Annotated in this window: 26 protein-coding genes; 6 read left to right on the top strand and 20 right to left on the bottom strand. The window is 71.7% G+C overall.

Annotated features, from left to right (window positions below):
* Positions 1–48 precede the first annotated feature (48 nt).
* Entirely contained in the window at positions 49–876 is an 828-nt protein-coding gene (locus ACZ3IJ_RS03250; protein ID WP_467465946.1) for a PaaX family transcriptional regulator, read from the top strand.
* Positions 877–996: 120 nt separating this feature from the next.
* Positions 997–1,611 (top strand): class I SAM-dependent methyltransferase, encoded by a 615-nt coding sequence (locus ACZ3IJ_RS03245; protein WP_467465945.1) that lies wholly within the window; start codon positions 997–999, stop codon positions 1,609–1,611.
* 221 nt (positions 1,612–1,832) lie between these two features.
* Here ACZ3IJ_RS03245 and ACZ3IJ_RS03240 read toward each other — a convergent pair whose 3' ends face one another.
* Positions 1,833–2,519: an SDR family oxidoreductase gene (locus ACZ3IJ_RS03240; RefSeq protein WP_467465944.1), complete on the bottom strand. Its 687-nt coding sequence runs from the start codon at positions 2,517–2,519 to the stop codon at positions 1,833–1,835.
* Positions 2,520–2,633: 114 nt separating this feature from the next.
* On the opposite strand from ACZ3IJ_RS03240, the gene ACZ3IJ_RS03235 reads away from it, so the two are divergent.
* Positions 2,634–3,182 carry a TetR/AcrR family transcriptional regulator gene (locus tag ACZ3IJ_RS03235; RefSeq protein WP_467465943.1) on the top strand — a complete coding sequence of 183 codons (549 nt, stop codon included), beginning with the start codon at positions 2,634–2,636 and terminating at the stop codon, positions 3,180–3,182.
* An 88-nt stretch (positions 3,183–3,270) separates the two neighbouring features.
* On the opposite strand, the gene ACZ3IJ_RS03230 is transcribed toward ACZ3IJ_RS03235, so the two are convergent.
* The 6 genes from ACZ3IJ_RS03230 to ACZ3IJ_RS03205 all read right to left on the bottom strand — a co-directional run bounded on the left by ACZ3IJ_RS03230 (position 3,271) and on the right by ACZ3IJ_RS03205 (position 8,754).
* Positions 3,271–4,632, bottom strand: a complete 1,362-nt coding sequence (locus ACZ3IJ_RS03230; protein WP_467465942.1) for a carotenoid oxygenase family protein — start codon at positions 4,630–4,632, stop codon at positions 3,271–3,273.
* Between the two features lie 93 nt (positions 4,633–4,725).
* Complete coding sequence (locus ACZ3IJ_RS03225; RefSeq protein WP_467465941.1) at positions 4,726–5,169, bottom strand: SRPBCC family protein; 444 nt, start codon at positions 5,167–5,169, stop codon at positions 4,726–4,728.
* Positions 5,170–5,248: 79 nt separating this feature from the next.
* On the bottom strand, positions 5,249–6,706 hold the full coding sequence (locus ACZ3IJ_RS03220; RefSeq protein ID WP_467465940.1) for an MFS transporter: 1,458 nt from the start codon (positions 6,704–6,706) through the stop codon (positions 5,249–5,251).
* A gap of 100 nt (positions 6,707–6,806) precedes the next feature.
* Positions 6,807–7,373 (bottom strand): TetR/AcrR family transcriptional regulator, encoded by a 567-nt coding sequence (locus ACZ3IJ_RS03215; RefSeq protein WP_467465939.1) that lies wholly within the window; start codon positions 7,371–7,373, stop codon positions 6,807–6,809.
* Positions 7,374–7,404: 31 nt separating this feature from the next.
* Positions 7,405–8,115, bottom strand: coding sequence for a class F sortase (locus ACZ3IJ_RS03210; protein ID WP_467465938.1), 711 nt, complete (start codon positions 8,113–8,115; stop codon positions 7,405–7,407).
* 126 nt (positions 8,116–8,241) lie between these two features.
* Positions 8,242–8,754 (bottom strand): sortase, encoded by a 513-nt coding sequence (locus ACZ3IJ_RS03205; protein WP_467465937.1) that lies wholly within the window; start codon positions 8,752–8,754, stop codon positions 8,242–8,244.
* A gap of 328 nt (positions 8,755–9,082) precedes the next feature.
* Here ACZ3IJ_RS03205 and ACZ3IJ_RS03200 point away from each other — a divergent pair, with 328 nt between their 5' ends.
* Positions 9,083–10,144, top strand: coding sequence for a right-handed parallel beta-helix repeat-containing protein (locus ACZ3IJ_RS03200; protein ID WP_467465935.1), 1,062 nt, complete (start codon positions 9,083–9,085; stop codon positions 10,142–10,144).
* A gap of 53 nt (positions 10,145–10,197) precedes the next feature.
* Positions 10,198–11,226, top strand: coding sequence for a methyltransferase (locus tag ACZ3IJ_RS03195; RefSeq protein WP_467465934.1), 1,029 nt, complete (start codon positions 10,198–10,200; stop codon positions 11,224–11,226).
* An 89-nt stretch (positions 11,227–11,315) separates the two neighbouring features.
* On the opposite strand, the gene ACZ3IJ_RS03190 is transcribed toward ACZ3IJ_RS03195, so the two are convergent.
* From ACZ3IJ_RS03190 to ACZ3IJ_RS03160, 7 genes are all read right to left on the bottom strand, one after another.
* Positions 11,316–11,648, bottom strand: a complete 333-nt coding sequence (locus tag ACZ3IJ_RS03190; RefSeq protein WP_467465933.1) for a TcmI family type II polyketide cyclase — start codon at positions 11,646–11,648, stop codon at positions 11,316–11,318.
* 63 nt (positions 11,649–11,711) lie between these two features.
* Positions 11,712–12,191, bottom strand: coding sequence for an SRPBCC family protein (locus ACZ3IJ_RS03185; RefSeq protein ID WP_467465932.1), 480 nt, complete (start codon positions 12,189–12,191; stop codon positions 11,712–11,714).
* 1 nt (position 12,192) lies between these two features.
* On the bottom strand, positions 12,193–12,453 hold the full coding sequence (locus ACZ3IJ_RS03180; RefSeq protein WP_467465930.1) for an acyl carrier protein: 261 nt from the start codon (positions 12,451–12,453) through the stop codon (positions 12,193–12,195).
* Between the two features lie 24 nt (positions 12,454–12,477).
* On the bottom strand, positions 12,478–13,725 hold the full coding sequence (locus ACZ3IJ_RS03175; protein ID WP_467465929.1) for a ketosynthase chain-length factor: 1,248 nt from the start codon (positions 13,723–13,725) through the stop codon (positions 12,478–12,480).
* Positions 13,722–14,990, bottom strand: coding sequence for a beta-ketoacyl-[acyl-carrier-protein] synthase family protein (locus ACZ3IJ_RS03170; RefSeq protein ID WP_467465928.1), 1,269 nt, complete (start codon positions 14,988–14,990; stop codon positions 13,722–13,724). Before ACZ3IJ_RS03170 ends, ACZ3IJ_RS03175 begins: the two co-directional genes overlap by 4 nt.
* On the bottom strand, positions 14,987–15,457 hold the full coding sequence (locus tag ACZ3IJ_RS03165) for a cupin domain-containing protein (RefSeq protein WP_467465927.1): 471 nt from the start codon (positions 15,455–15,457) through the stop codon (positions 14,987–14,989). Before ACZ3IJ_RS03165 ends, ACZ3IJ_RS03170 begins: the two co-directional genes overlap by 4 nt.
* A 68-nt stretch (positions 15,458–15,525) precedes the next feature.
* Entirely contained in the window at positions 15,526–16,650 is a 1,125-nt protein-coding gene (locus tag ACZ3IJ_RS03160) for a SchA/CurD-like domain-containing protein (protein WP_467465926.1), read from the bottom strand.
* A gap of 236 nt (positions 16,651–16,886) precedes the next feature.
* On the opposite strand from ACZ3IJ_RS03160, the gene ACZ3IJ_RS03155 reads away from it, so the two are divergent.
* Positions 16,887–18,542, top strand: a complete 1,656-nt coding sequence (locus tag ACZ3IJ_RS03155) for an FAD-dependent oxidoreductase (protein ID WP_467465925.1) — start codon at positions 16,887–16,889, stop codon at positions 18,540–18,542.
* Between the two features lie 238 nt (positions 18,543–18,780).
* Here ACZ3IJ_RS03155 and ACZ3IJ_RS03150 read toward each other — a convergent pair whose 3' ends face one another.
* The 6 genes from ACZ3IJ_RS03150 to ACZ3IJ_RS03125 form a co-directional block, all read right to left on the bottom strand.
* On the bottom strand, positions 18,781–19,449 hold the full coding sequence (locus ACZ3IJ_RS03150) for a potassium-transporting ATPase subunit C (protein ID WP_467465924.1): 669 nt from the start codon (positions 19,447–19,449) through the stop codon (positions 18,781–18,783).
* Positions 19,450–19,454: 5 nt separating this feature from the next.
* Positions 19,455–21,572: a potassium-transporting ATPase subunit KdpB gene (kdpB, locus tag ACZ3IJ_RS03145; protein WP_467466259.1), complete on the bottom strand. Its 2,118-nt coding sequence runs from the start codon at positions 21,570–21,572 to the stop codon at positions 19,455–19,457.
* A 29-nt stretch (positions 21,573–21,601) separates the two neighbouring features.
* A complete protein-coding gene (gene kdpA / locus ACZ3IJ_RS03140) occupies positions 21,602–23,266 on the bottom strand; it encodes a potassium-transporting ATPase subunit KdpA (RefSeq protein WP_467465923.1) in 1,665 nt (554 codons plus the stop codon).
* An 8-nt stretch (positions 23,267–23,274) separates the two neighbouring features.
* Positions 23,275–23,364, bottom strand: coding sequence for a K(+)-transporting ATPase subunit F (kdpF, locus tag ACZ3IJ_RS03135; protein ID WP_311578313.1), 90 nt, complete (start codon positions 23,362–23,364; stop codon positions 23,275–23,277).
* Positions 23,361–23,546, bottom strand: coding sequence for a hypothetical protein (locus tag ACZ3IJ_RS03130; RefSeq protein ID WP_467465922.1), 186 nt, complete (start codon positions 23,544–23,546; stop codon positions 23,361–23,363). Before ACZ3IJ_RS03130 ends, kdpF begins: the two co-directional genes overlap by 4 nt.
* A 172-nt stretch (positions 23,547–23,718) precedes the next feature.
* Positions 23,719–24,834, bottom strand: a complete 1,116-nt coding sequence (locus ACZ3IJ_RS03125; protein ID WP_467465921.1) for a glutamate--cysteine ligase — start codon at positions 24,832–24,834, stop codon at positions 23,719–23,721.
* Between the last annotated feature and the right edge of the window lie 28 nt (positions 24,835–24,862).

Raw genomic sequence — 24,862 nt, 5'->3', positions numbered from 1 at the left:
TCGAGGGGGCCTCGATATGATCGCGACCGCGTACAACGGAAGGCGATCATGTCGGACAGCCCCCTCAGGCCCAGCTCGTTGATCAACACGGTCTACGGGGCGTTCCTGCGGCGCCTCGGCGGCTGGATCTCCATCGCCGACCTGATCACGCTGATGGGGGAACTGGACGTCGACGGCCCGGCGGTCCGCTCGGCGATCTCCCGGCTGAAGAAGCGCGGAGTCCTCGAACCGGAGCGCCGGGGCGCCACCGGCTACCGGCTGAGCCCGGCCGTCCTTCCCGTGTTCGACGAGGGCGACCGCCGGATCTTCGCCAGCCTGGAGCCGGCCGACCTGGCGGACGGCTGGGCGATGGCGGTGTTCTCCGTGCCGGAGTCGGAACGTGCCCACCGCCACCAGTTGCGCACGCGCCTGACGTGGCTCGGCTTCGGCAACATCGCGCCGGGGGTGTGGCTGGCGCCGGGCCGGCTCCTGGACGACGCGCGCGCCATGCTCGTACGGCTCGGTCTCAGCGACTACGTCCACCTGTTCGCGGCCGAGTACGCGGCCTTCAGCGATCTGCCGGGCACGGTGAGCTCGTGGTGGGACTTCCCGGCGATCCAGAAGCAGTACGCGGCGTTCACCGACACGTACGCGCCGGTGGCCGCCCGGTGGGCGGCGGCCGAGGCGGAGCCCGGTCCGGCGGAGGCGTTCCGCCACTACGTTCCGATGCTCACCCAGTGGCGGCGGCTGCCGTACCTGGACCCGGGGCTGCCGACCGAGCTGCTCCCGGCGGACTGGAACGCGGTGGCCGCCCGGCAGACCTTCCAGCGGCTGCACGGCATCCTGCTCGACCCGAGCCTGCGGCACGTGGCCGAGGTCACGGGGCTGCGGGGCTGACCCGCGCGGTGCGGGTGTCGGCGTTTCGGCCAACGGCGCTCCGACCGAAAAACAGGCGTTCGAAATCGCGGTGGAGTCGTTGAACCGGACGACCCAGCCGCGACCGCCCAGGGGGCTCCGTTGACCTCGGCCCAGACGCACCAAGAACCGCACCGCGACGCACGGCCCGCCACCGACTGGGAGGCGCGGTGGGCGGAGGGCCGACGCTACCGGCAGCCCTGCGAGGACGAGTTCAGGCTGCTGGCCGGGCACGTGGGGCCCGGCCGCGGGCGTCCGGCGCTGGACATCGGAAGCGGCGACGGCACGCTGGCCCGCCACCTCCACCACCGGCTCGGCTACCGCACGACCGGCGTCGACTGCGCCCCGAGCGCCGTGGCCCTCGCCACCGCGCTCGACGAGGGACACGGTCCCGGCCCGGTCTGGCGGTGCCTGGACATCACCGCCGACGGCCCCGACCGCCTGCCGGACCCGGCGTACGCGGTCGTCTCCTGCCGTCTGGTCTACCGGTGGATCGAGGACAAGCCCGCCTTCCTCGACCGTGTTCGACGGCTCCTGGCTCCCGGCGGCACCTTCTGGGTCGTCACCGAGATCGCGGGCCGCCGCGGGGAGGACGACCCCTTGACGGAGCGTGGCCTCGGGATCACGGCCGCGGAGGCCGAGACGCTCACCGCCGGCTGGTCGCTGGTACGCACCGCCGATCTCGACGTGCTCCGTCTCTACGCCCTCCGCCCCTGACCCTTGAGGGAGACCGCGAGAATGGCCGCCGACCGCACCTGGCTCCCGCCCGAGGAGTACGCCGAGGTCCGCGCCCGCCCGCTGCCGGAGTGGCGTCCGCTCATGCCGCCCCAGGCTTCGCCCGGCTCACAGCCGTGATGGAAGCCCGCCGCACGGGGACGCCGGCGTACTTCGGCTGCTGGGACTGGGAGACCTGGGCACGGTCGCAGCCGTGTGCGGTTTCATGCCGCAGCGGGCGCGGCGGCCAGACTCCGCTTCACGTACCGGGTGGTCTCGTCGGCGAGGATCTCGGTCACGCCCGCCTCGATGCCGAGCAGCGCCTGGGCGGCGACGTCGGCGGGGTCGGTCTTCTGCTCGGCGGGGACCGCGGCGGCCATGTCGGTGTCCATGTAGGCGACATGGAGCGCGGAGACGGTGATGCCGTGGGGTGCCAGTTCCTCCCGGGCCGCGCCGGTCAGGGCCCAGGCCGCCGCCTTCGCCGCCGCGTAGGACCCGAGGTCGGCCGGGTGGAGCCAGGACAGTACGGAGAGGACGTTGAGCACGGCGCCGCCGCCGTTTCGCTCGATGACCGGGGCGAAGGCGCGCGTCACGGCGAGAGGACCGAAGAAGTTCGTCTCCATCTCCAGGCGAACGGCATCCAGATCGCCCGCGAGCAGTGGTGTGGAGGTGGAGATCCCCGCGTTGTTCACGAGCAGCGTCGCGTCGGACGCGGTGCGGACGGCGGAGCGGATCGACTCCGCGTCCGTCACGTCCAACCGCAGCGGGACGGCACCCGGCAGGTCGACGGTCTCGGGGCGGCGGGCGGCCGCGTAGACCTTCGCCCCCCGCTGGAGGAGCTGCTCGGCCAGATGACGGCCCAGCCCCCGGTTGGCACCCGTGACCACGGCGACGGCGTCCTTCAGTTCCATGTCCGACTCCCGGCGTTGCGGGTCCGGCAGCGACCGGACGCACGTTAGATGATGGTGACAATCTAAGTCGGGGGTAGGATAGATGTCAATCGACATCCAATATGGAGGTGGCCGGTGGGGCGCGTATCGCAGGCGCAGGCCGAGGAGAACCGCAAGCGGGTCGTGGCGACCGCCTCCCGGATGTTCCGGGAGCAGGGCACGCAGGTCAGCGTGGCGGACCTCATGAAGGCGGCCGGCTTGACCCACGGCGGCTTCTACAAGCAGTTCGCCTCCAAGGAGGCGCTGATCGACGAAGCCACGGTCCAGGCCTTCGAGGAGTTCGCACAGCGTCGCCTCGCCGGACCGGAGCAACCGGACACCGCCCGGCAGGCCCTCATCGACACCTACCTCTCCCCCGCGCACCGCGACAACGCCGCGCGGGGCTGCCCGGCCGCGGGCCTCGCCACCGACATGGCACGGGATCCCGGAGACAGCGAGGCCCACCGCGCCTACCGCGAGGGGGTGGCGGAGTTCGCCGACTGGCTCGCCACCGAGGACCACGACGGCATCGCCCGCCTCTGCACGATGGTCGGCGCCCTCATCCTGTCCCGCGCCACGACGGGCTCCCCGCTCTCGGACGAGATCCTCACCAGGGCACGCGCCGCTCTGACGGCCGGGGACTGAGCAGCGCAACGGCGGCGTGACCCGGTGCCGGACATGGGAGGGCCGGGGCCTGGGGAGCGTACTCCCCGGGACCCGGCCGGTCCGGTGGCTAGTGGGCGGCGTCCGGGATCCAGGAGCCGTGGATGCCGGCCGTCACCCGGCGCGGGAGATGCACCGTGGCGATCCGGTCGAGCCCGGAGGCGTCCAGGACCAGGAGCTGGGACGCGTCCTGCTTGAGGTCGGAGACGACCGTCAGCAGGTAGCCGTCGTCCTCGCGGGTGCCGCCCGCCGCCGGCACGAAGACCGCCTCGCTGGGCAGGCGCGCGTCGCCGGCCTCGTGGATCCGGCGGGCACCGGAGGCGCGGTCGTACTTGACGATGCCGTAGCCGCCGAAGCCTCGCTGGTCGGGGAAGGAGACCGCGTACTGATAGCGGTGCTCCGAGCCGAGGAGGTCCTCGTTCAGGGTCGGGAACTCGACGGCCAGGTCGTCGACGATGCGCTCGTCGACGCTGCCTGTCGCCAGGTCGATCTCCCAACGACGCGTGTACGAACGGGTGTTGGGCTCGGTGCCGCGCTCCGGGGCGCCGACCCACCAGTTCCAGGAGAGCTGGAAGCCCTCCCGGTCGACGGTGGGCCCCTCCAGGACGATCCGGCCCTGCGCGTCCTCGTAGGCGTTGGCGGCGTGGAGCATGCTCCCGGGCTCGATGGGGAACCAGCGGATCTCGCCGGCGCCGTCGGCCCCACGGGGCATGACGCCGATACGGGCGGGCTGGTCGCCCCTCCAGGCGTACGGGATCCCGGAGCGCTCGGTGGGGTCGAACGTGACGGAGCCCTCGACGAAGACGACGTGGTGGCGGGTGAGGGCGAAGTCGTGCTTGAGGGCCGGGCTCGCACCGGGGATCTCGGCGGTGTGGGTGACCTCGCCCCTCGCGTCGGCGACGTAGTACACGAGGAAGGGAGGGAAGGGCGAGGAACCGAAGAAGTGCAGCTCGCCGGTGACCGGGTCGGCCTTGGGGTGAGCCGTCATCGCGCCTCGCAGCGTGCCGCCGAAGTCGTAGGCACCGACGGTCTCCAGGTCCCTGGTGAGTTCGAAGGGGAGGTTCGCCTCACACAGGGCCAGCAGCCGTCCGCCGTGTTCGATGACGTGCGTACCGGCGGTGCTGGCCGTCAGGTCGGGGCCGTGCTCGGTCATGTAGGGCGCGCCGTCGAGGGCCGGGGTGCGGACCCACCGGTTGCGGTACCACTCGGCGCGGCCCTCGCTCAGCCGGATGCCGTGGACCATGCCGCTGCCCTTGAACCAGTGGGTGGGGGTGACACCCGGCTTGGGGTTGTGGCTGTTACGGATCAGCCGGCCGGTCAGCTCCGGCGGCAGGGTGCCCTCGACGGTCAGCCCGGTGGCGGTGATCTCGTCCACGGCCGGGGTGTGGTGGCCGATCAGGTAGGGCTTCTCGGTGTTCGTGTGCACGGTCATGACAGGAGCCTCGATTCCGTGGCAGGGAGGACAGGGAGGGTGCGGGTGGCTCGGGCGGGGTCGGAAGGGGGAGCCAAGGCGGACTCAGGCACCTCAGTCGCGCTGCTCGGCGCGTGCCTTGAGACCGGCGAGCCAGCTGGTCAGCGAGGCGTTCAGGGCCTGGCCGAGCTCCTCGGTGGCGGCGTCGACGGGGGCGCCGCTCCAGGACTCCTCGGTGTGCACGGTGGTGACCTCGTCCCCGGTCCGCTCGAAGGTCCAGACGTGGATGCCCTCGATGCCGAGGGCGGGGCCGCCCCAGACCACGCGCTCGCCGGGCACGACCTCGCGGATGGTGGACGTGATGTCCATCCCGTGGGTCAGCCAGGCGAAGGAGTTGCCGGGCAGCAGCGGGCCGTCGAGTTCGGCCCGGTCGATGTCCGCGTTCCAGTCCGCCCAGGCGTCGATGTCGGTGTGCAGGGACCAGACGCGCGCCAGCGGGGCGTCGATGACGATGGACAGGCGGGCGATGACGGGGGCGGTCTCGTCGATGGTGAACATGGCGTTCGTTCCTCTCGGTCGGTGCTCGGTCGACGGGCAGGGTCGTGTGGGTGCGTGTCGGCGGGTGCGTGTCGGTGCGTCAGTGGTCCGTTGCGGGTGTCCGGCGTGGCCCCGCTTCGCCGAGGGGAGTGGCGGGCCCGCGGCGGGCGAGGAGCGGAGCGAGGCCCGCGGCCGCCGCGAGTACGGCGGCGGAGACGGCGAAGGCGGTGCGGTAACCGGCGGTGAGTGCCTCCAGGTACGGCTGGTGGGCGGCCTCCGCCCGGCCGGTCGTGGCGCCGGCCAGGGTGGCCAGGACGGCGAGTCCGACCGCTCCCCCGATCTGACGGGTGGTGTTGACCAGACCGCCGGCCAGGCCGGCGTCCCGCTCCGGGACGTCGTCGACGGCCAGGGCGGTCAGCTGGACGAAGGCGACGCTCAGGCCCAGGCCGATCAGGATGCTGGGGCCGAGGACGTCGGCGAGATAGCCGCCGCGGACGCCGATCCTGGCCAGCCACAGCAGTCCGGCGGCCTCCGCCAGCAGCGCGCCGGTGACCGTAGCGGTGGGTCCTGCGTGGCGGGAGATCCGGGGTGCGAGGGCGGAGCCGAGCATGATGGCGAAGGCCAGCGGGAGTTGGCCGGCTCCGGTGACGAGCGGGCTCAGGCCGAGAACCTGCTGCTGGTGGAGGGGCAGGAAGAAGAAGAGCGCGATCCACACCGAACCCAGCAGCGCCATCAGCACGTTGCCGGCGGCGACCCGCCCCGTGCGGAACAGGCGGGGCGGGACCAGCGGGTTCGGGTGGCGGCGTTCGACCAGGCCGAAGAGGGCGAGCAGGAGGGCGGCCAGGCCGAACGCGCCGAGGACCGTGGGATCCGTCCAGCCCGAGCCGCGGGCCGCCGTCAGGCCCCACACGAGAGCGGTGAGCGCCAGGGTGACGGTGAGGGTGCCTGGCAGGTCGAACCGACCACCGGTCTCCGTGACGGGGGCGGGCGGCACGCTCGCGGCGGTGGCGGCCAGGACGACCAGGGCGCCGGCGGCCACCGCGTGGAAGATCCACGGCCAGCCCCACGCCTGGGTCAGGACACCGCCGAGGAGGACTCCTGCCGCGCCTCCCGCGCCGGAGACCGCTCCCCAGACGCCCAGCGCCCGTCCTCGGCCGGCTCCCGGCGGGAACAGCCCCATGACCAGAGCCAACGAGGCGGGGGCGATGGCCGCCGCGCCCATCCCCTGTACGGATCGCGCCGCGATCAGCTCGGCCGGCGAGGCGGCCAGGCCCGCCGCGACCGAGGAGAGCGCGAACACCGCGAGCCCGGCGAGCAGGACCCGGCGCCGTCCGAGCAGGTCCGCCGCCCGGCCGCCCGCCAGCAGCAGGGCGCCGAAGGCGAGTCCGTAGGCGTTGACGACCCAGGGGGTTCCGCTGTCGGAGAGTCCCACGCCGGCGCGGATCCCGGGCAGGGCCACGTTCACGATCGAGGTGGCCAGCATGACCGTGAACTGTGCCCCGGCCAGGGCCGCGAGAGCGACTCCCGGACTGCGGCTGCTGATGACGTGGGATTTCATCGATTCCCCCCTGTGTGGTTGACCACTCACAAAAACGCCCTGAAGAAGGACGGGGCCCGGTGGCCCCGCCGGTCCGCCCGTCGCGCTGCCGCGACGGGCCTCAGTAGTGCGTGATACCGGCCGCGAGCGTCCGGGTCCAGGGCGCGTCGACCTCGTCGGCCCCCATGGAGACGATCAGATGGCAGAGCATCCCGGTCGCGAAGAACTCCTGGACCTGCCGCTCGGTACCGCCGGAGGCGCCCCGGACGTACTCGACCAGCCGGGCGTACCCCTGGCGGACCGTCTCACGGACGGCCGGCTCGGACACCGCCGCCGCCTGCGCGTGCAGCTGGATCAGCATCAGGTCGTTGTTACTGATGAGCTGGGCGTAGGCGTCCCCCATCGCCGCGAGGACCACCTCCGCCGAGCTGCCCCGCGCCTCGGCCGCGGCCTGCTCCAGGCTCGACCTCACCCGCACGAAGCAGTGCTCGACCACTGCGGTGAACAGCAGCTCCTTGTTGGGGAAGAGGCGGTAGACGTAAGCCTGCGAGATGCCGGCCGCCTTGGCCACCTCGGTGGTGGTGGTGCCCCAGTAGCCCCGGGCGGCGAAGGCGCCGATGGCGGTGCTCAGCACCGTCTCGCGACGCTCTTCGGCGGTGGACAACTGACGGGGACGTTCGCTCTTCATGTGAGTACTCAATCACTCACACTTTTGCGTGTCAACCGTCCGATGTCTCGCCCATCCGCCTCGTCGCGGTCAGCGTGGCGTAGACGACGGTGTTGGCCTGGTATCCGGTGCCCTGGGACCAGGCGCCGCCGCAGGTGATCAACCGGAGTTCCGGGCGGCCCGAGTCGCCGTACACCTTGTCGTCCGGGAACCGGCCCTTCTCGTGCTCCTCCACCGCGTCGACCGTGAAGACGGCCGTACGGCCGTCCCTGCGGTCGACCTCGATCCGGGCACCCGGCTTCACCGCACCGAGCTGGTGGAAGACGGCGGGGCCCCCGGGAGTGTCCACGTGACCCGCCACGACGGCGGTCCCGAGCGCACCGGGCGGGGTCCCGTCGGCGTACCAGCCGGCGAAGGCGGGGGCCGTCGCGGGTGGCGGCTGGAGCACCCCTTTCGCGTCCAGCGCCAGGTCCGTCAGGAAGGCGTCGACGCCGACGGCCGGGATCCGGATCCGTACCGGCGGTGAGGCGGAGAGCGGTTCGGGAGCCGGACGGCCGGAGGCGTCTCCCCCGGCGGTCCCGACTCCGCCGGCGATCCGTGCGGCGGGCTGCCCGGTGCCGGCCGTCGGGCGCGGCGGTTCGTCGTCGCGCGTCGCGTCGGCGAGCAGCAGGGCTCCGGCGAGCGCGGCCCAGACCAGCCACCCGAACGACGGGGCGGCGCGCGGCGGCGGGGCGGCGGGCGTCCTCCCGGAGTCTCTTCTCATGGTCGTGGTGCCTTCGTTCGGCGCCCGAACGCCTCCGTCCCCAGGCCTCCTCGCGAGGCAGGGGGACGGAGGCGCGGTGCGGACGTACGCTCGGCCGGGGTGGCACGGTCGTGTCCCGGCATACGGTCAGGCCGACGTCCTGGCGGCCGACGCACGACGGCGCAGGACGATCGCTCCGCCCGCGACCGCGCCGCCGAGCAGCAGCCAGCCGAGGCCGGACTCCGTCTCCTTGTCGGCGCTTCCTCCGAAGCCGGCGTCGACGGGACCGTTCGGACGGCCGGCGATCTGGTACGTGGCGGTCAGCTTCACCCGCGGCGGGCACTTGAGGGTCACGGTGTCCGTGCCCGAGGCGGCGCCGTCCGGCACCTGGAACTCGCCCACGAGGACGCCCTTGCGGTCCCCCGGGAAGAGGTGGAACTGCCCGGCGAGCTCCGACTCGCCCTTGCCGTAGGTCTCCTTGCCGCAGGCCGAGGTGCTGACGGTGACGGTGGTGCCCGGGGACACCTTCCCCGGGGTGATGCGGACGTTCGCCGACGCTTCCGCGGTGGACTCCCCCTCCGCGGCCGAGGCCATGGGGGCGGACAGGGCGAGCGCGGCGATGATCAGGGCGACCACGGGGCCGGTACGTGCGAGACGCATGGTTTCTCCTTCGGCGGAGCCTTCTCGGCCGGCGTGTCTGCGCGGCGCCTGTGCTGTGCTCCGTGCACGAGGCAAGCGCCGGCCCACGGTCCCCGCAACGCGAGCGGCCCGCGCGGGTGTCGCCCGGTCGGCGGCGTGATCACGATCTGTCGCCCCGTCACCGCAGGTCACGGTGGCGGACCCGGCGCGGCACGATCGACCGCTCGCGGGAGGCGAACGGGCTAGCCGCGGCGGCGGAGCGGGGGGCGCCGCCGACGTTCGGGGGAAGCGCTGCCCGGCCGGGGGATCAGCGGTGGCGGGCCGGAACGCCCCCTCATAGCTTCGGCATATGACCAAACGACAGATCGCCTACCTGGCATGCACCGTGGCGCTCGTGGCCTCGGGAGTGGGTGCCGCCGCACCGACGGCCGAGAAGCGAACCGTGCACCGGGTCAAGCCCGGCGAATCGATCCAGCAAGCCGTGGACGCCGCGAAGCCGGGGGACACGGTCGTCCTCTCTCCCGGCACCTACCGCGAGAGCGTCCGCATCACCACGCCGAACGTGACCCTGCGGGGCTCGATCGTCTTCCCCTCCGTCCTCGTGCCCGACACCGCCGCCACCGACACGTGCGCCAAGGCCGGCCACGGCATCTGCGTGACCGGCGCGGACGGCAGCCCCGTCGAGGGCGTCACCGTGCGCTCCCTGACCGTCCGGGGCTTCGCCAAGAACGGCCTGTGGGCCTCCCGGACAGACCGCCTGAAGGTGCAGAGGGTGACGGCGGAGAAGAACGGCACCTGGGGCATCGCCCAGGAGCGTTCCGTACGGAGCGTGCTGAGTCACAACGTCGCCCGGGACAACGGCGACGCCGGTCTCTTCGTGTCGAACACCACCGACACGGAGGCGGGTGCCGTCGACGCGCGGGGGACGGTGATCTCCCACAACCGTGTGTCCGGCAACCGGATCGGCGTCACGGTGCGGCGCCTGCGGAACCTGACCGTCGAGCGGAACGAGGCGACCGGGAACTGTGCTGCGGTGTTCGTGGTGGGCGACGAGTCCACTCCGCGCGCCGGGGCCATGACCCTGCGCCGGAACTACATCCACGAGAACAACAAGCACTGTCCCAAGACCCCCCGGCTGCCCTTCCTGCAGGGCTCGGGCATCGTCCTCACCGGCGCCGAGGAGACGCTGGTGGCGGAGAACCGCATCGAGGACAACGTGGGCACCTCGCCGCTCTCCGGCGGCATCGTGCTGTTCAAGAGCTTCGTCGGCGCCCTCAACGAGCGCAACGAGATCCGCGACAACGTCGTGCTCCGCAACGGCGCGGCCGACCTGGCCAACCGGGACACCGGCAAGGGCAACACCTTCAGCCGCAACACCTGTGGAGTCTCGGAGCCCGCGGGCATGTGCTGAACGGTCGGCTCCGCTCCCCCAACCACGGCACCACAGCACAGAGAAGGCGACAGATGACGACTGTTGATCCTGCTCCCCCGCCGCCCATGCGGCTGAGGGAGCTCGTATTCGGGGCGGCGTGCGCCGCCGCCGTACGTGCGGCCGCCCGTCTCGGTGTGGCGGACGCCCTGGACGACACGCCCATGACCGTGGAGGACCTGTCGGCGGCGGTGAAGACCCAGCCGCGGACCCTGCGCCGGCTGCTGCGCGCGCTGTCCTGCCAGGGCGTCTTCACGGAGCACCCCGACGGCACCTTCGCGCACACGGAGATGTCCCGGCTGCTGCGCGAGGACGACCCGCACAGCCTGCGGTACATCGCGCTGTGGTGCACCGAGCCGTGGACGTGGGACGTCTGGCCGAAGCTCGACGAGGCGGTGCGCTCCGGTCGCAACGTCTTCGAGGACGTGTACGAGAGGGAGTTCTTCACCTACCTCAACGAAGAGGCCCCCGAGTCCGCGTACGTGTTCAACCGGGCCATGACGACGTCGAGCCGGCAGTCCGCGCAGGACGTGGCCGACCTGCTCGACCTGGAGGGGGTGGGCTCGGTCGCGGACATCGGCGGCGGTCAGGGGCACGTCCTGGCGAGTCTGCTGGAGAGGCACCCTGCCCTGCACGGCACCCTGCTCGATCTGCCGGGCGTGGTGGAGAACGCCGATCCCCGTCTGCGGGACGCGAAGGCTCTGGGCCCGCGGGTCCGTGTCGTCGCCGGGGACTGCCGTGAGGACATCCCCGTCCAGGCGGACGTGTACATCATCAAGAACATCCTCGAATGGGACGACGACAGCACCCGCCGGGCGCTGGCCAACGTCCGGAAGGCGGCGCGGCCCGGGGCGCGCGTGATCGTGATCGAGAACCTCGTGGACGACACTCCGTCGATGAGGTTCACCACGGCCATGGACCTGCTGCTCCTGCTCAACGTCGGGGGTGCGAAGCACACCCGCCAGAGCATGGTCGACCGGCTGACGGACGCGGGGCTCGTCATCGGCGAGATCCGCCCCGTCAACGCGTATCTCCACGCCTTCGAGTGCACCGTCCCCGCCTGACGGGACGACCGGAAACCCGAGGCCGCCCGCTCCGCTGGGTTCGCGGGGCGGGCGGCCTCGGGTTTCGCTGTCGTGCGGGCGCTCGGGGTTCAGGAACCCGCGTCGCGCTCCCAGCGGTAGAAGCACTGCGCCATGGCGTCCTTGGGGCTGCGCCACGTCGCCGGGTCGTAGGCGCTGACGTACGCCGACAGCTTCTCGCTGGCGTCCCGGAACTCGGGGTGCCCCGCGAGCTTCGCGATGGCGGGCGCCGGGTCCTGCTCGGACTCGATGAGGTGCAGGTACACGTCGCCGAACTGGAAGAGACGGCGCCGGGTGACGCCGACCAGGTGCGGGAGTTCGCCGCGGTCGGAGGCGGCGAACACGTCGGCGATCGCCGGTGCCGAGCCTGGCGCCATGCGGGCGACGATCAGGGCGTGGTGCATCGAGCGTCCTTCCTGGGTGTGCGGTGTACGGGCGCCCGGGTGCGGGCGCCCTGGGTACGGATGTCAGCCGGGCAGGACCGAGGCGCTCCGGCGGTCGCGGGCGACCTGCTCGATGCGGTCCCGGATCAGCGCCATCTGGGTGCGCGAGTTGCGGTTGATGTTGTCCGTCATCCAGTCGTCGTCGACCGGAGCCTCGGGCTTCATCGCGAAGTCCTGCACCCAGCGCATGTGGACGCCGGCCGGCGTCTCCTCGTACTCCCACCGGATGTCCATGTGGGCGAACGGACCGGTCTCGACGCGGTGGGCGCGGACGGTCCGCTTCGGACGGTCGACGGTGCGCTCCGACACCCAGCTCCAGACCTTCCCGTTGTCGTCCGGGTGCATGGTCAGGCGGAACGTCGTGGAGTCGCCCTCCCGCGAGAGCACCTCGACGGACGCGTACTCGCTGAAGAGGTTCGGCCAGTTCTCGATGTCGTTGGTGATGTCCCACACGAGGTCGAGCGGAGCGTCGATGGTGATGCTGTTGTCGGTGTGACCGGACACGTCAGACTCCCGTCTTGAGGGTGGTGTTGACCATGTCGACGAACTCCGCGGGCGTCTTGCAGCGCTCCGCGTCGGTGGGCAGCGCCACGCTGTAGCGGTTCTCCAGCTCGCCGACGATGCCGAGCAGGCCGAGCGAGTCGAGGCCGATGGTGTTGAAGGGCGCGTCCGGCGCCTTCGCCAGTTCCTTGGGGTCGACCGTCACGCCGGCGGCCTGCTTCATCAGCGTGGCGAGGTCGTCGAAGGTCAGTGCGGTGGTGATCATGTGTGTTCTCCTTCCCGCCCGGTCCTACCGGGCGGAGTCGCCGCCGCGGCGCACGACCAGCGCCGCGTTGGATCCCATGAGTCCCCTGCTGAGGACGAGGGCCGTGCGCAGCTCGGCGGGGCGAGCGCGCGACATCACCAGATCGAGGTCGTGGCAGATGTCGAACACGTTGGGGGTGGGGGGCACCACGCCGTGTTCCATGGCGAGGACCGCGGCCGCGACGTCGAGGACGGGCGCCCCGCAGTACGCGCGGCCGATGCCGGTCTTGGGTGCCGTGACCGGCACGCTGCGGCCGTGCGGACCCAGGGCGTCGGCGATCGCCAGCGCTTCCGCACGGTCCGCCTCCGGTACGCCGAGGGCGTCGGCGAAGACGACGTCGATCTCCTCGGGGGCGCAGCCGGCCTCGTCGAGGGCGCCCCGGATCGCGCGGGCGAGTCCCTCCCGGGACTCCTCCCAGCGGGAGGCGCCGGTGAACGTGGCGGCGTGCCCGGCCACGACGGCCCGGACGGCCGCTCCCCGGTCGCGGGCGCGCGCCTCGTCCTCGACGACGAGCATGGCGCCGCCCTCCGCCGGGACGAAGCCGCAGGCTCCGGCGGTGAAGGGGCGGTAGGCCCGGTCCGGCTCCTCGACGGTGCTGAGCTCGGGGTAGCCGAGCTGGCACACCATCGAGTACGGGGCGAGGGGCGCCTCGGCGGCGCCGACGATCACCGCGCCCGTGCCGCGCCGTACGGCCCGGGCGGCGTGGGCGACGGCGTCCAGGCCGCCGGCCTCGTCGCTCGCGACCACGCCACAGGGGCCCTTGAAGCCGCTCCGGATGGAGATCTGGCCGGTGCTCGCCGCGTAGAACCAGGCGATGGACTGGTAGGGGCCGACGAACTTGGACCCCTGTCCCCAGAGCTTCTGCAGCTCCCGCTGGCCGAACTCGCCCCCTCCGGAGCCGGCGGCGGTGACCACGCCGATGGAGAAGGGCTCCTCCGGGTCGTCCCGGGCGAGACCGGCGTCGTCGAGGGCCAGGGAGGCCGCGGCCATCGCGTAGTGGCTGAAGCGGTCCGTCTGGACGAGGAACCGCTCCTCGATCAGGGTCGAGGCGTCGAAGCCCCGTACCTCGCCCGCGACCTTCAGCGGGAGCTGGTCGCATCCCTCCCGGGTGATCAGGTCCAGGACGCCGAGGCCTTCCCGGACGGATTTCCAGTACGCGTCCGCGTGCTGTCCGTTGGGGGCGATCACACCGATGCCGGTGACGACCGCCCGCTGCGGGCGCTCAGTACTCATCGTGACCTCCCACCCGCCCCGGTGAGCAGGACCGCGGACTGGAAGCCGCCGAATCCGCTGCCGACGGAGAGGACGTTCCTCAGCTTCCGCGGGCGGGCGGTGCGTGGCACGTAGTCCAGGTCGCACTCGGGGTCGGGGGTCTCGTAGTTCGCCGTCGGAGGCACCACCTGGTGCTGGAGCGCGAGGACGCAGGCGACGACCTCGATCGCGCCGATCGCGCCGAGCGAGTGCCCCACCATCGACTTGATGGAGCTCATGGGCGTGTCGTAGGCGTGCGCGCCCAGGGACCGCTTCACGGCGGCGGTCTCGTGCCGGTCGTTCTGCCGGGTGCCCGAGCCGTGCGCGTTGACGTAGTCGATCAGGGTGGGGTCGAGGCGGGCCTGGTCGAGCGTGGTGTCGATCGCCCGGGCCATCTCGAGCCCCTCGCTGGTCAGGCCGGTCATGTGGTACGCGTTGCCGTACGTGGCGTAGCCGCTGATCTCGCAGTACACGTGCGCACCGCGGGCCCTGGCGTGCTCGTACTCCTCCAGGACGAGGACCGCCGCGCCTTCGCCCATGACGAACCCGTTGCGGTGGTCGTCGAAGGGCCGGGAGGCGTGCTCGGGGTCGTCGTTGTCGGGTGACGTCGCCTTGATGGCGTCGAAGCAGGCCATGGTGATCGGCGATATCGGCGAGTCGGACGCCCCGGCGATGCAGACGTCCGCCCGGCCCTCCTCGATGGTGTGGAAGGCGTAGCCGACGGCGTCGAGGCCGGAGGTGCATCCCGTGGAGACGGTCTGCACCGGCCCGCGGGCGCCGAACTGCTCGGCGACGACGGAGGCCAGGGTGCTCGGCGAGAACGCCATGTGCAGCTTGGGATCGGCCGCGCGGTGGTCCACGTCCCAGCGCCGTCCGCCCTCGCTGACCAGGACGTAGTCGTGTTCGAGCCGGGTGGTGCCGCCGACGGCGCTGCCCAGGGAGACGGCGACCCGCCAGGGGTCCTCCGCGCCGGTGTCGAGCCCGGAGTCGCGTACGGCCTCTCCGGCGGCGACGACGGCGAACTGGATGTACCGGTCGGCGTGCAGGCTCAGTTCCGGGTCGAGGCCGTGCGCCATCGGGTCGAAGTCGCACTCGGCGGCTATGCGGGAGCGCAGGCCGGTCGGATCGAACAGCGTGATGCCTCGGGTCGCGGTACGGCCGTTGGAGAGGAGGTCCCAGAACGCCTTCGCTCCGGTGCCGCCCGGAGCGACCACACCTATACCGGTGACGGCCACTCGCCGGGTCACTCGATGGCCCCGCTTCGCTCGGACACCTGGGCCGGGTCGTGCACGGTCAGGTGCGGACCGGCCGCGGCGAGCTCGCCCTCCTCGGTGACCTCCGTGTCGACATGGCCGAGGCTGGGACGCGGGGCGAGCGGGCCGAGGTGGAAGACCATGCGGGCCTCCACGTGGCCGACGTTGCGGAAGCGGTGCCGCATGTCGATGGGGATCAGGAGCCCCTGGTCGGGCTGGAGCCCGTACGTCTCGCCGTCCAGGTCCACTTCCAGAGCGCCCGAGACGACGTACACGAACTCCTCGGAGTACGGGTGGTAGTGCTCCCCGATGCGCTCGCCGGGCTGCACGATGGCCAGCCCCATGAAGCCGCTGGTGGAGCCCACGGTGGCCGGCGTGAGCATGGCACGCAGATCACCTCCGCGCCTGCGGTTGGGTTCCGTCTCGCTCAGGGTCACGATGCGTGGACGCTGCTTGAGCATGGTTCTGATACCTCCGAGTGTGGCAGTGACGTGCGGGGGACGGCCGCGGCCGGGGCCACGGCCGTACGTCAGGAGTCCGCCGAGCTGCGGTCGGTGACGGGCAGCATGTCGGCGTGCGACAGGAGCCGGTTGATGTTGCGCTCCGAGTCCAGGGAGCCCTCGACGCCGATCGCGGCGCCGTCGAGGAGACGCTCGAGCACCGCCGCCTTGCGGGTGCCCTTGAGTCCCAGGGAGGCGACGGGGTCGAGATCGAGGTCGCCGGTGATGTCGATGAGACGCACCACGATGTCGTCGCGCTGGAAGACGGTGCTGCCCCACACCGGGTTCTCGGGGTCCTCCGCAGCGGCCTCGTCCTGCTGTGCCAGCAGGCGGGCCAGGTCCATGCCGCGGCCTTCCTTCGCCGGGTAGTACAGCGCGTGACGCCGCAGCCCGTCCGGGGCCGGCCGGGCGGAGACCACGTGGTGGACGGCCGGGAGGGCCGCCCGGGTGAAGAAGACACGGGCCGATTCGGGGTCGGTCAGATCCCGGTCCTGCTCCAGGTACGGGTTGATGGCCTCCTCGACCGCCCGTACCTCGGGCTGGCGGGCGACGTGACGCAGGGCCGCGAGGAGGTCGCCCTCCACTTCCACGGCGCGTACGACGCGGTTGCCGTGCATGAAGAGCGAGGTGCGGCGCAGCCGGGTGTTCTCGTCGACCTGGGCCTTCGGCGACTGGTAGCCCGCCAGGAGTTCCGCGACCTTCGACTCGGACCCCGGCTTGACGGTGAAGGTGAGGGCGTGGCGTGCGACGCCGTCGCCGACCCGGGCCGCGACCTGCTCGCGCCGCGCCACGGTCTCCTGCGCCTGCGGCTGTCGGGGACCGGTCTCGCGGACGATGCTGTAGCGCATCGAACGGGTGTCACGGACGCAGCTGTGCATCGGCCGGACGGTCTCGACGTGCTCCTCGCTGTTCACCCAGGCGAGGAAGGGCGGGGCGCTCTCCCACTCGCTGGTGATGAGCCACTGCGAGGGGTTCTCGATGGACTGGCAGAGCTGGTCGCTGATGTGTCCGGGGACGGAGGCGACCTGCTTGCGCATCAGCTCGTACGCGTCCAGGAACTGCTCCTGGGCGCCTTCGTACAGGTCGAGGAGCAGGATCACCCGCAGCCTGGAACCGTCGAAAGCGGACTGAGATATGCGTCCCGAGTTCGTCATCCGGCGCACCTCTTCTCTCTTCACGGGAGGGTCGGGAGGGACCGCCGTGCCCGAGGAGGGCGCCGGGGTCGTCATGTGCCGATCGTCGGCGGGCGCCCCGATCGACGCGAGCCCCACGGGGCGGACGAGTGAACCCCGCGTCAATCGGGTGCTCCGAGCGCGCGCGGTGCTCCCCGGAGGGAATGGATCTGCATCCCACCCCTGACTCGCGTCGCACAAGACGCTGGAGGCTTTAAATGAACCGATCCGAAGACGCCGGCGAGGTTGTTCACCGCACGCCCGTCCTCATCGTCGGCGGCTCTCTGGTGGGCTTGTCCACATCGCTCTTCCTGGGGCGACTCGGTGTGCCGCACACCCTCGTCGAGCGCCATGCGGCGACCTCGATCCACCCGCGGGGGCGTGGCAACAACGTCCGGACGATGGAGCTGTTCCGGGGAGCCGGTGTGGAGCCGCAGATCCAGGCGGCCGCGTCCGTCCTGGGGAGGAACAACGGCATCCTGCAGACGCCGAGCCTGGTCGGCGACGTCGGCGAATGGCTGTTCAAGGAGATCGACCCGGGCGGCGGGCTCGCCCGCTTCAGCCCGGCCGGCTGGTGCCTGTGCAGCCAGAACGATCTCGAACCGGTGCTCCTGGAGCGCGCGCGGCAGCTGGGCGGGGACCTGCGGTTCTCCTCGGAGCTGATGTCGTTCGAGCAGGACCCGGAGGGGGTGACCGCACGCGTGAAGAACCGCGAGACGGGCGAGCACGTCACCATCAGGGCGGACTACCTCGTCGCGGCGGACGGCCCGCGCAGCCCCGTACGCGAACAGCTCGGCATCGGTCAGACGGGCCCGGGCGACCTGTTCCACAACGTGAGCGTCATGTTCGAGTCGCGGGGCCTCGCCGATGTCGTCGGTGACCGGCGCTTCGTCGTCTGCTACCTGACGAATCCGGAGGCCGACGGGGCGCTTCTGCCCGTCGACAACCGGGAGCGCTGGGTGTTCCACGCGCCCTGGCACCCCGAACGCGGGGAGACGCTGGAGGAGTTCACGGACGAGCGGTGCGCGGAGCACATCCGGCGTGCCGTGGGGGTGCCGGATCTCGATGTGGAGATCATGGGCCGCGCGCCCTGGCACGCCGCGCAGAGGGTCGCCCGGAGGTACGCGGACGGGCGGGTGTTCCTCGTCGGCGACGCCGCCCACGAGATGCCGCCCACCGGGGCGTTCGGCTCCAACACGGGGATCCAGGACGGGCACAACCTCGCCTGGAAGCTGGCCGCCGTGCTGGGCGGCTGGGCCGGTCCCGGTCTGCTGGCGTCGTACGACGTGGAGCGCCGACCGGTCGCGGAGGAGACGAGTTCCCGTGCCTCGTCGCGTTCGGTGGAACACAGCCACCCCGGGTACGCCCCCGAGCCGGGCGCCGGCGGTCCCGGCGGGCGGAAGGGCGGGATCCTCAACGTGGCGCTCGGCTACCGCTATCCGCAGGGTGCGGTGTTCGGTGCCGACGTGACGGTGCCGGTCGTGCCGGACGGCGTGCGACTGACGGGTGAGCCCGGGAGCCGGGCGCCCCACATGTGGCTGAACCGCGCGGGGGCCCGGGTCTCCACCCTGGATCTGTACGAGCGGTCCCTGGTGCTCCTGAGTTCCGGGGACGGCAGCGGGGCGTGGCACACCGCGGCGGTCCGGGTGGCGGAGGAGCTGTCGGTGCCCCTGGACTCGTACCGGATCGGTGACGGTTCGGATCTGGAGCTGTCGCCCGAGAGCGGGGACTGGGCGGAGGTCCACGGTGTGGCGACGGACGGGGCGGTGCTGGTGCGCCCGGACGGGTTCGTCGCGTGGCGCTCCGAGGGGGCGTCGGCCGATCCGGAGGCGGAGTTGCGAGCGGTGCTCGCGGCCGTTCTCGACCGCTCCTGACGGTCTCTCACGCACACCGTCGGGGCCGGGGCCCCGGGGGCCGGGCCGCCGGGGGGTGGGGGGGGGGCGGGCCGGCCCGCCCCCCCTGTGCGGCCCGCGGGGGGGGGGGGGGGGGGGGGGGGGGGGGGGGGGGGGGGGGGTGGGCCCCCCCCCCCCGGGGCCCCCCCCCCCCCCCGGGGCCCCCCCCCCCCGCCCCCCCCCCCCCCCGACGGTGTGTCGAGTCGGGCCGTCAGGCCCGTCAGCCCTTGTCCGCCAGTCGCTGGAGGGCGATGTTGAGCTGGAGGACGTTGACGCGGGGCTCACCGACGAAGCCGAGGATGCGGTCGTCGGTGTGGTCGGCGACAAGCCTGTCGACCTGGGCGACGGTGAGGTGGTTCGTCTCGGCGACCCGGTGGACCTGGAGCTTCGCGTACTCGGGGGAGATGTGCGGGTCCAGGCCGGAGCCGGAGGAGGTGACCGCGTCGGCGGGGACGTCGGACGGCTTCACGGTGTGGCCGCTCACCGAGTTGTCCCTGACCACGGCGGCCTTGGCGTCCTTGACCCACTGGATCAGGTCCTCGTTGTCGCCCGACCGGTTGGTCGCGCCGGAGAGGATGAGCGCGTACTGGGTGTTGACGCTGTTGGAGCCGAGGCCGTTGGACGGACGGGGCTGGAACCACTTCAGGTCCGGGGCCGCTGTCTCCTCCCCGTCCTTGAGTGGCAGGTTGTACGTCTGACCGATGAGCTCGGAGCCGACGACCTTCCCCTCGCTCTTGATCTCGGAGCCGTTGGCCTTGTCGTGGAAGGCGACCTGGGCGATCCCGGTGACGGCCAGCGGGTAGAGGACGCCGGTGATCACGGTCAGGACGAGCAGGGCGCGGAGCCCGGCCCAGATCAGACGTCCCGCGTTTCCTGCGGAGTTGTTCATCGTGGTCAGCCGATTCCGGGGATGAGGGTGAGGAGCACGTCGATGAGCTTGATGCCGATGAACGGGGCGATCAGGCCGCCGAGGCCGTAGATCCCGAGGTTGCGACGGAGCATCCTGTCGGCGCTGGTGGGCCGGTAGCGGACGCCCTTGAGGGCGAGCGGCACCAGCGCGACGATGATCAGCGCGTTGAAGACGACCGCGGAGAGGATCGCGGACTCGGGCGAAGTCAGGCCCATGATGTTGAGCCTGTCCAGCGACGGGTGGGCCACGGCGAACATCGCGGGGATGATCGCGAAGTACTTCGCCACGTCGTTGGCGATCGAGAAGGTCGTCAACGCGCCCCGGGTGATGAGGAGCTGCTTGCCGATCTCGACGATCTCGATGAGCTTGGTCGGGTCGGAGTCGAGGTCGACCATGTTGCCGGCCTCCTTCGCGGCCGACGTGCCCGTGTTCATCGCCACGCCGACGTCCGCCTGCGCGAGGGCCGGGGCGTCGTTGGTGCCGTCGCCGGTCATCGCGACGAGTTTGCCGCCGGCCTGCTCCCGTTTGATCAGCGCCATCTTGTCCTCGGGGGTGGCCTCGGCGAGGAAGTCGTCGACACCCGCCTCCTCGGCGATGGCCTTCGCGGTGAGCGGGTTGTCGCCCGTGATCATGACCGTCCTGATGCCCATACGGCGCAGTTCCTCGAACCGCTCCCGCATGCCGTCCTTCACGACGTCCTTCAGATGGACGACACCGAGGACACGCGCGCCCTTGTCGTCCTCCACGGCCACCAGCAGCGGCGTGCCGCCGGCCTGGGAGATCCGGTCGGTGAGCGCCTGCGCGTCGTCCGGGACATGGCCGCCGCGCTCCTTCACCCAGGCCACGACCGACCCGGCCGCTCCTTTGCGGACCTTCCTGCCGTCCACGTCCACGCCGGACATCCGGGTCTGGGCGGTGAACTCGATCCAGGCGGCGTGCGTGAGCTCGCCCTGGTGGCGCTCGCGGAGTCCGTACTTCTCCTTGGCGAGGACCACGATCGAGCGGCCCTCGGGCGTCTCGTCCGCGAGCGAGGAGAGCTGTGCGGCATCGGCCAGTTCGGCCTCCGTCGTCCCGTGTACGGGGACGAACGCGGCGGCCCGGCGGTCGCCGAGCGTGATCGTGCCCGTCTTGTCCAGCAGCAGGGTGCTCACGTCGCCGGCGGCCTCGACGGCGCGGCCCGACATCGCGAGCACGTTGCGCTGGACGAGCCGGTCCATGCCGGCGATGCCGATGGCGGACAGCAGCGCGCCGATCGTGGTCGGGATGAGGCAGACGAGGAGCGCGGTGAGGACGACGAGAGAGGTCTGCTCGTCGGCGCCGGCGTAGATCGCGAAGGGCTTCAGCGTGACGACGGCCAGCAGGAAGACGACGGTGAGGGACGCCAGGAGGATGTTGAGTGCGATCTCGTTCGGGGTCTTCTGCCGGGCCGCGCCCTCGACCAGGCTGATCATCCGGTCGATGAAGGTCTCGCCGGGCTTCGTCGTGATCTTGACGACGATCCGGTCGGAAAGGACCTTCGTACCGCCCGTCACCGCGCACCGGTCGCCGCCCGACTCTCGGATCACGGGGGCCGACTCGCCGGTGATGGCGGACTCGTCGACGCTCGCGACACCCTCGACGACGTCACCGTCGCCGGGGACGATGTCGCCTGCCTCGCAGACCACCAGGTCGCCGACGCGCAGCTCCGTGCCCGGCACGCGTTCCTCGCTCGCGCCGATCACGCGGCGGGCGACGGTGTCGGTCTTGGCCTTGCGCAGGGTGTCGGCCTGCGCCTTGCCGCGGCCCTCGGCGACCGCCTCCGCCAGGTTGGCGAAGACCGTGGTCAGCCAGAGCCAGGCGGTGATCGCCCAGCCGAACCAGTCCCCCGGGTTCCTGACCGCGAGGACGGTGGTGACCACCGAGCCGATCAGCACGACGAACATCACGGGCGACTTGATCATCACGCGCGGGTCGAGTTTCCTGAGCGCGTCCGGGAGGGACCTGAGCAGTTGCTTCGGGTCGAACAGACCCCCTCCGACCCGCCCGGCCTCCTTGGGACCGCCGGTCAGGTCGCCGTGCGGCCCTTCGGCCGGGGGCGCGGGGGTGGTGGCGGTGGTGGACATGGTGTCCTCGTGGTTCTCTACGTCGGTGGTCATGCCGCGAGCCCTTCGGCGAGCGGGCCCAGCGCGAGGGCCGGGAAGTAGGTGAGACCGGCGATGATCATGATCGTGCCGACCAGGAGCCCGGTGAAGAGCGGCTTCTCGGTCCGCAGGGTGCCCGCGGTCTCCGGCACGGGGCTCTGCTCGGCCAGCGAACCGGCCAGTGCCAGGACGAACACCATCGGCAGGAAGCGGCCGAGCAGCATCGCGATGCCGATCGTCGAGTTGAACCACTGCGTGTCGGCGTTCAGGCCGGCGAACGCCGAGCCGTTGTTGTTGGCGCCGGAGGTGTAGGCGTAGAGGATCTCGGAGAAGCCGTGGGCGCCGGAGTTCGTCATCGAGTTCGCGGGGGTGTCCAGGACGAACGAGGCCGCCGTGAAGCAGAGCACCAGCGCGGGGGTGACGAGGATGTGGCAGGCCGCGAACTTGATCTCGCGGGTGCCGATCTTCTTGCCCAGGTACTCGGGCGTGCGGCCGACCATCAGCCCGGCGATGAACACCGCGACGACCGCCATGATCAGCATGCCGTAGAGACCGGAGCCGACACCGCCGGGGGCGATCTCGCCGAGCTGCATGCCCAGCATGGTGATGCCGCCTCCGAAGCCGGTGAAGGAGGAGTGGAAGGAGTTGACCGCGCCCGTGGAGGTCAGCGTGGTGGCCACGGCGAAGATCGACGAGCCGCCGATGCCGAACCGGGTCTCCTTGCCCTCCATGGCGCCGCCGGCGAGGTCGAAGGCCGGACCTCCGTGGTGGAACTCGGTCCACATCATCAGCGCGGTGAACCCGAGCCAGATCGTCGCCATCGTCGCCAGGATCGCGTAGCCCTGCTTGAGGGAGCCGACCATGCGGCCGAAGGTGCGGGTCAGCGCGAACGGGATGACGAGGATCAGGAAGATCTCGAAGAGGTTGGAGAGACCGTTCGGGTTCTCGAAGGGGTGGGCCGAGTTGGCGTTGAAGTAACCGCCGCCGTTCGTGCCCAGCTCTTTGATGACCTCCTGCGAGGCCACCGCCCCGCCGTTCCACTGCTGCGTGCCGCCCGTGAACCGGCCGACCTCGTGGATGCCGACGAAGTTCTGGATCGCACCGCAGGCGACCAGGACGAGCGCGCCCACGACCGAGATCGGCAGCAGGACGCGTACCGTGCCCCGGACCAGGTCGGCCCAGAAATTGCCCAGCTCCCCGGTACGCGACCGGGCGAAACCGCGCACGAGCGCGACCGCGACCGCGATGCCCACGGCGGCGGAGACGAAGTTCTGGACGGCCAGGCCGCCGGTCTGTACGACATGGCCCATGGCCTGCTCGCCGTAGTACGACTGCCAGTTCGTGTTCGCCACGAACGAGGCGGCCGTGTTGAACGCCTGGTCCGGGTCGATCGAGGCGAAGCCCAGCGAGCCGGGCAGCGAGCCCTGCACCCTCTGGAGCAGGTACAGGAACAGGACGCTCACCGCGGAGAAGGCGAGGACACCGCGCAGATAGGCGGGCCAGCGCATCTCCACGTCCGGATCGGCGCCGATGGCCTTGTAGATCCACTTCTCGGGCCTGTAGTGCCTCTCCGAGGAGTAGACCCTGGCCATGTGGTCGCCCAGCGGCCGGTAGGCCAGACCGAGGGCGCCGACCAGCGCGAGGAGCTGGAGCACACCAGCAAGAACGGGACTCATGGTCGTACTCAGAACCTCTCCGGCTTGACGAGGGCGAGGACGAGATAGCCCAGCAGGGCGGCGGCCACTATCAGACCGACGACGTTCTCGGCAGTCACAGCTTGGCCACCCCCTTGGCGATGAAGGCCACCAGCGCGAAGACCGCGACCGTGGCGAGGACGAAGGCCATGTCGGCCATCGTGGGCTCCTGAGTGAAGAACGGTTTCTCTGACGTGACGAGGAAACCGCTTCTCAGCCAGGGCCCGGCCTTCGTTAACGGCTCCCATACGCCGCTCAGCACGCTCTTGACGCGTCTTGTACGACGGTCCGGGGCAACAGCTTCCGGGTCAGCCCTGCGTGGTCAGACCTCGGCGGTCAGGCCTCGCGGGTCAGCCCTCGGCGGTCAGGCCTCAGGGGTCAGGCCTCAGGGGTCAGCCCTCGGGGGTCAGCCCTTGGCGGTCAGCCGCCCGTGGTCAGCCGCCGGTGGTCAGCCGCGCGCACCGGGTCACCATCCGGGCGAGGCCGCCTTCGCTCGCGAGGAGCCGCCGCTGGACGCGGGCGCCGTTGCCGCGTTCGTGGAGGTGGGCGATTCCCTGGCGGACCCGCTCGTCGTCGCCGTGGTCGGCCAGCGCTTCCCGCACGTGCCGGTGGAGCACGTCGACCGCGTGGGCGGGGGACGTCTCCCGCATCGTCGCCGGATGGAGCAGCGGTCCGTCGAGGCCCGAGCGGCCGGCGCGCCAGGACGCGAGCCGCAGCAGGCTCGTGCCGACCCGGGCCGGCGGCTCACCGTCCTGCCACGCGCGCGCCGCGGTCTCCACCAGGGCGCGGATGAGCGCCGCCAGGAGGACGGGGGTCTCCGCGTCCAGACACACGTCCGCGACCCGGACCTCCACCGTCGGATACGTGGCCGACAGCCGGGCGTCGAAGTAGACCATGCCCTCGTCCCGCAGCACGCCGGTCCCGATCATGGCCCGTACCTGCGCGTGGTAGTGGTCGGCCGAGCCGAAGGCCTCCGTCGGGCCCGCGGAGGGCCACCGGTTCCACACCCGGCTGCGGTAGCTGCCGTACCCGCTGTCCTCGCCGTGCCAGAACGGCGAGTTCGCGCTCATCGCGAGCAGGACGGCCAGCCAGGGGCGGATGCGGTCCAGGACGGCGACGCCCTCCTCGTCGGAGTCGACGGAGACGTGGACGTGCGTGCCGCACGTCAGCTGCTCCTGGGCGGTGATCCCGAACTGCTCCCCCAGCCATTGGTACCGCCTGCCCGCGCTCAGCGAGGGCCGCACGGGCAGGGGCGATGTCGCGAGGGCCGCCACCAGGGCGCCGGAGTGCGCCGCGTGGCGGGCGGCCTCGCCCCGGATGCGGGTGATCTCGTCCTGGAGTTCGCCCATATCCGTGACCGGCTTGGTGGCGAACTCCAACTGCTCCTTCTGAAGTTCCCCCTCGAACTCGTGGGGCTTCTCGCCGTCCCCGTCCGACCGCCGCCACGCCTGGCGGTCGGCGGCCGCGAGGACCGCCCCCGAGACGGCGAGCGGCGCTCCGCTGCGCGCGTCGACCAGCATGAGCTCTTCTTCCACGCCTACGCTGCGCATGCCGCCACCTAGAGTCACCCGGCCGGTA

Source organism: Streptomyces sp. NPDC013317 (assembly GCF_055563155.1).
Note: the sequence above shows the minus strand (reverse complement) of the source record. Positions and strands in the feature narration are given on the sequence as shown.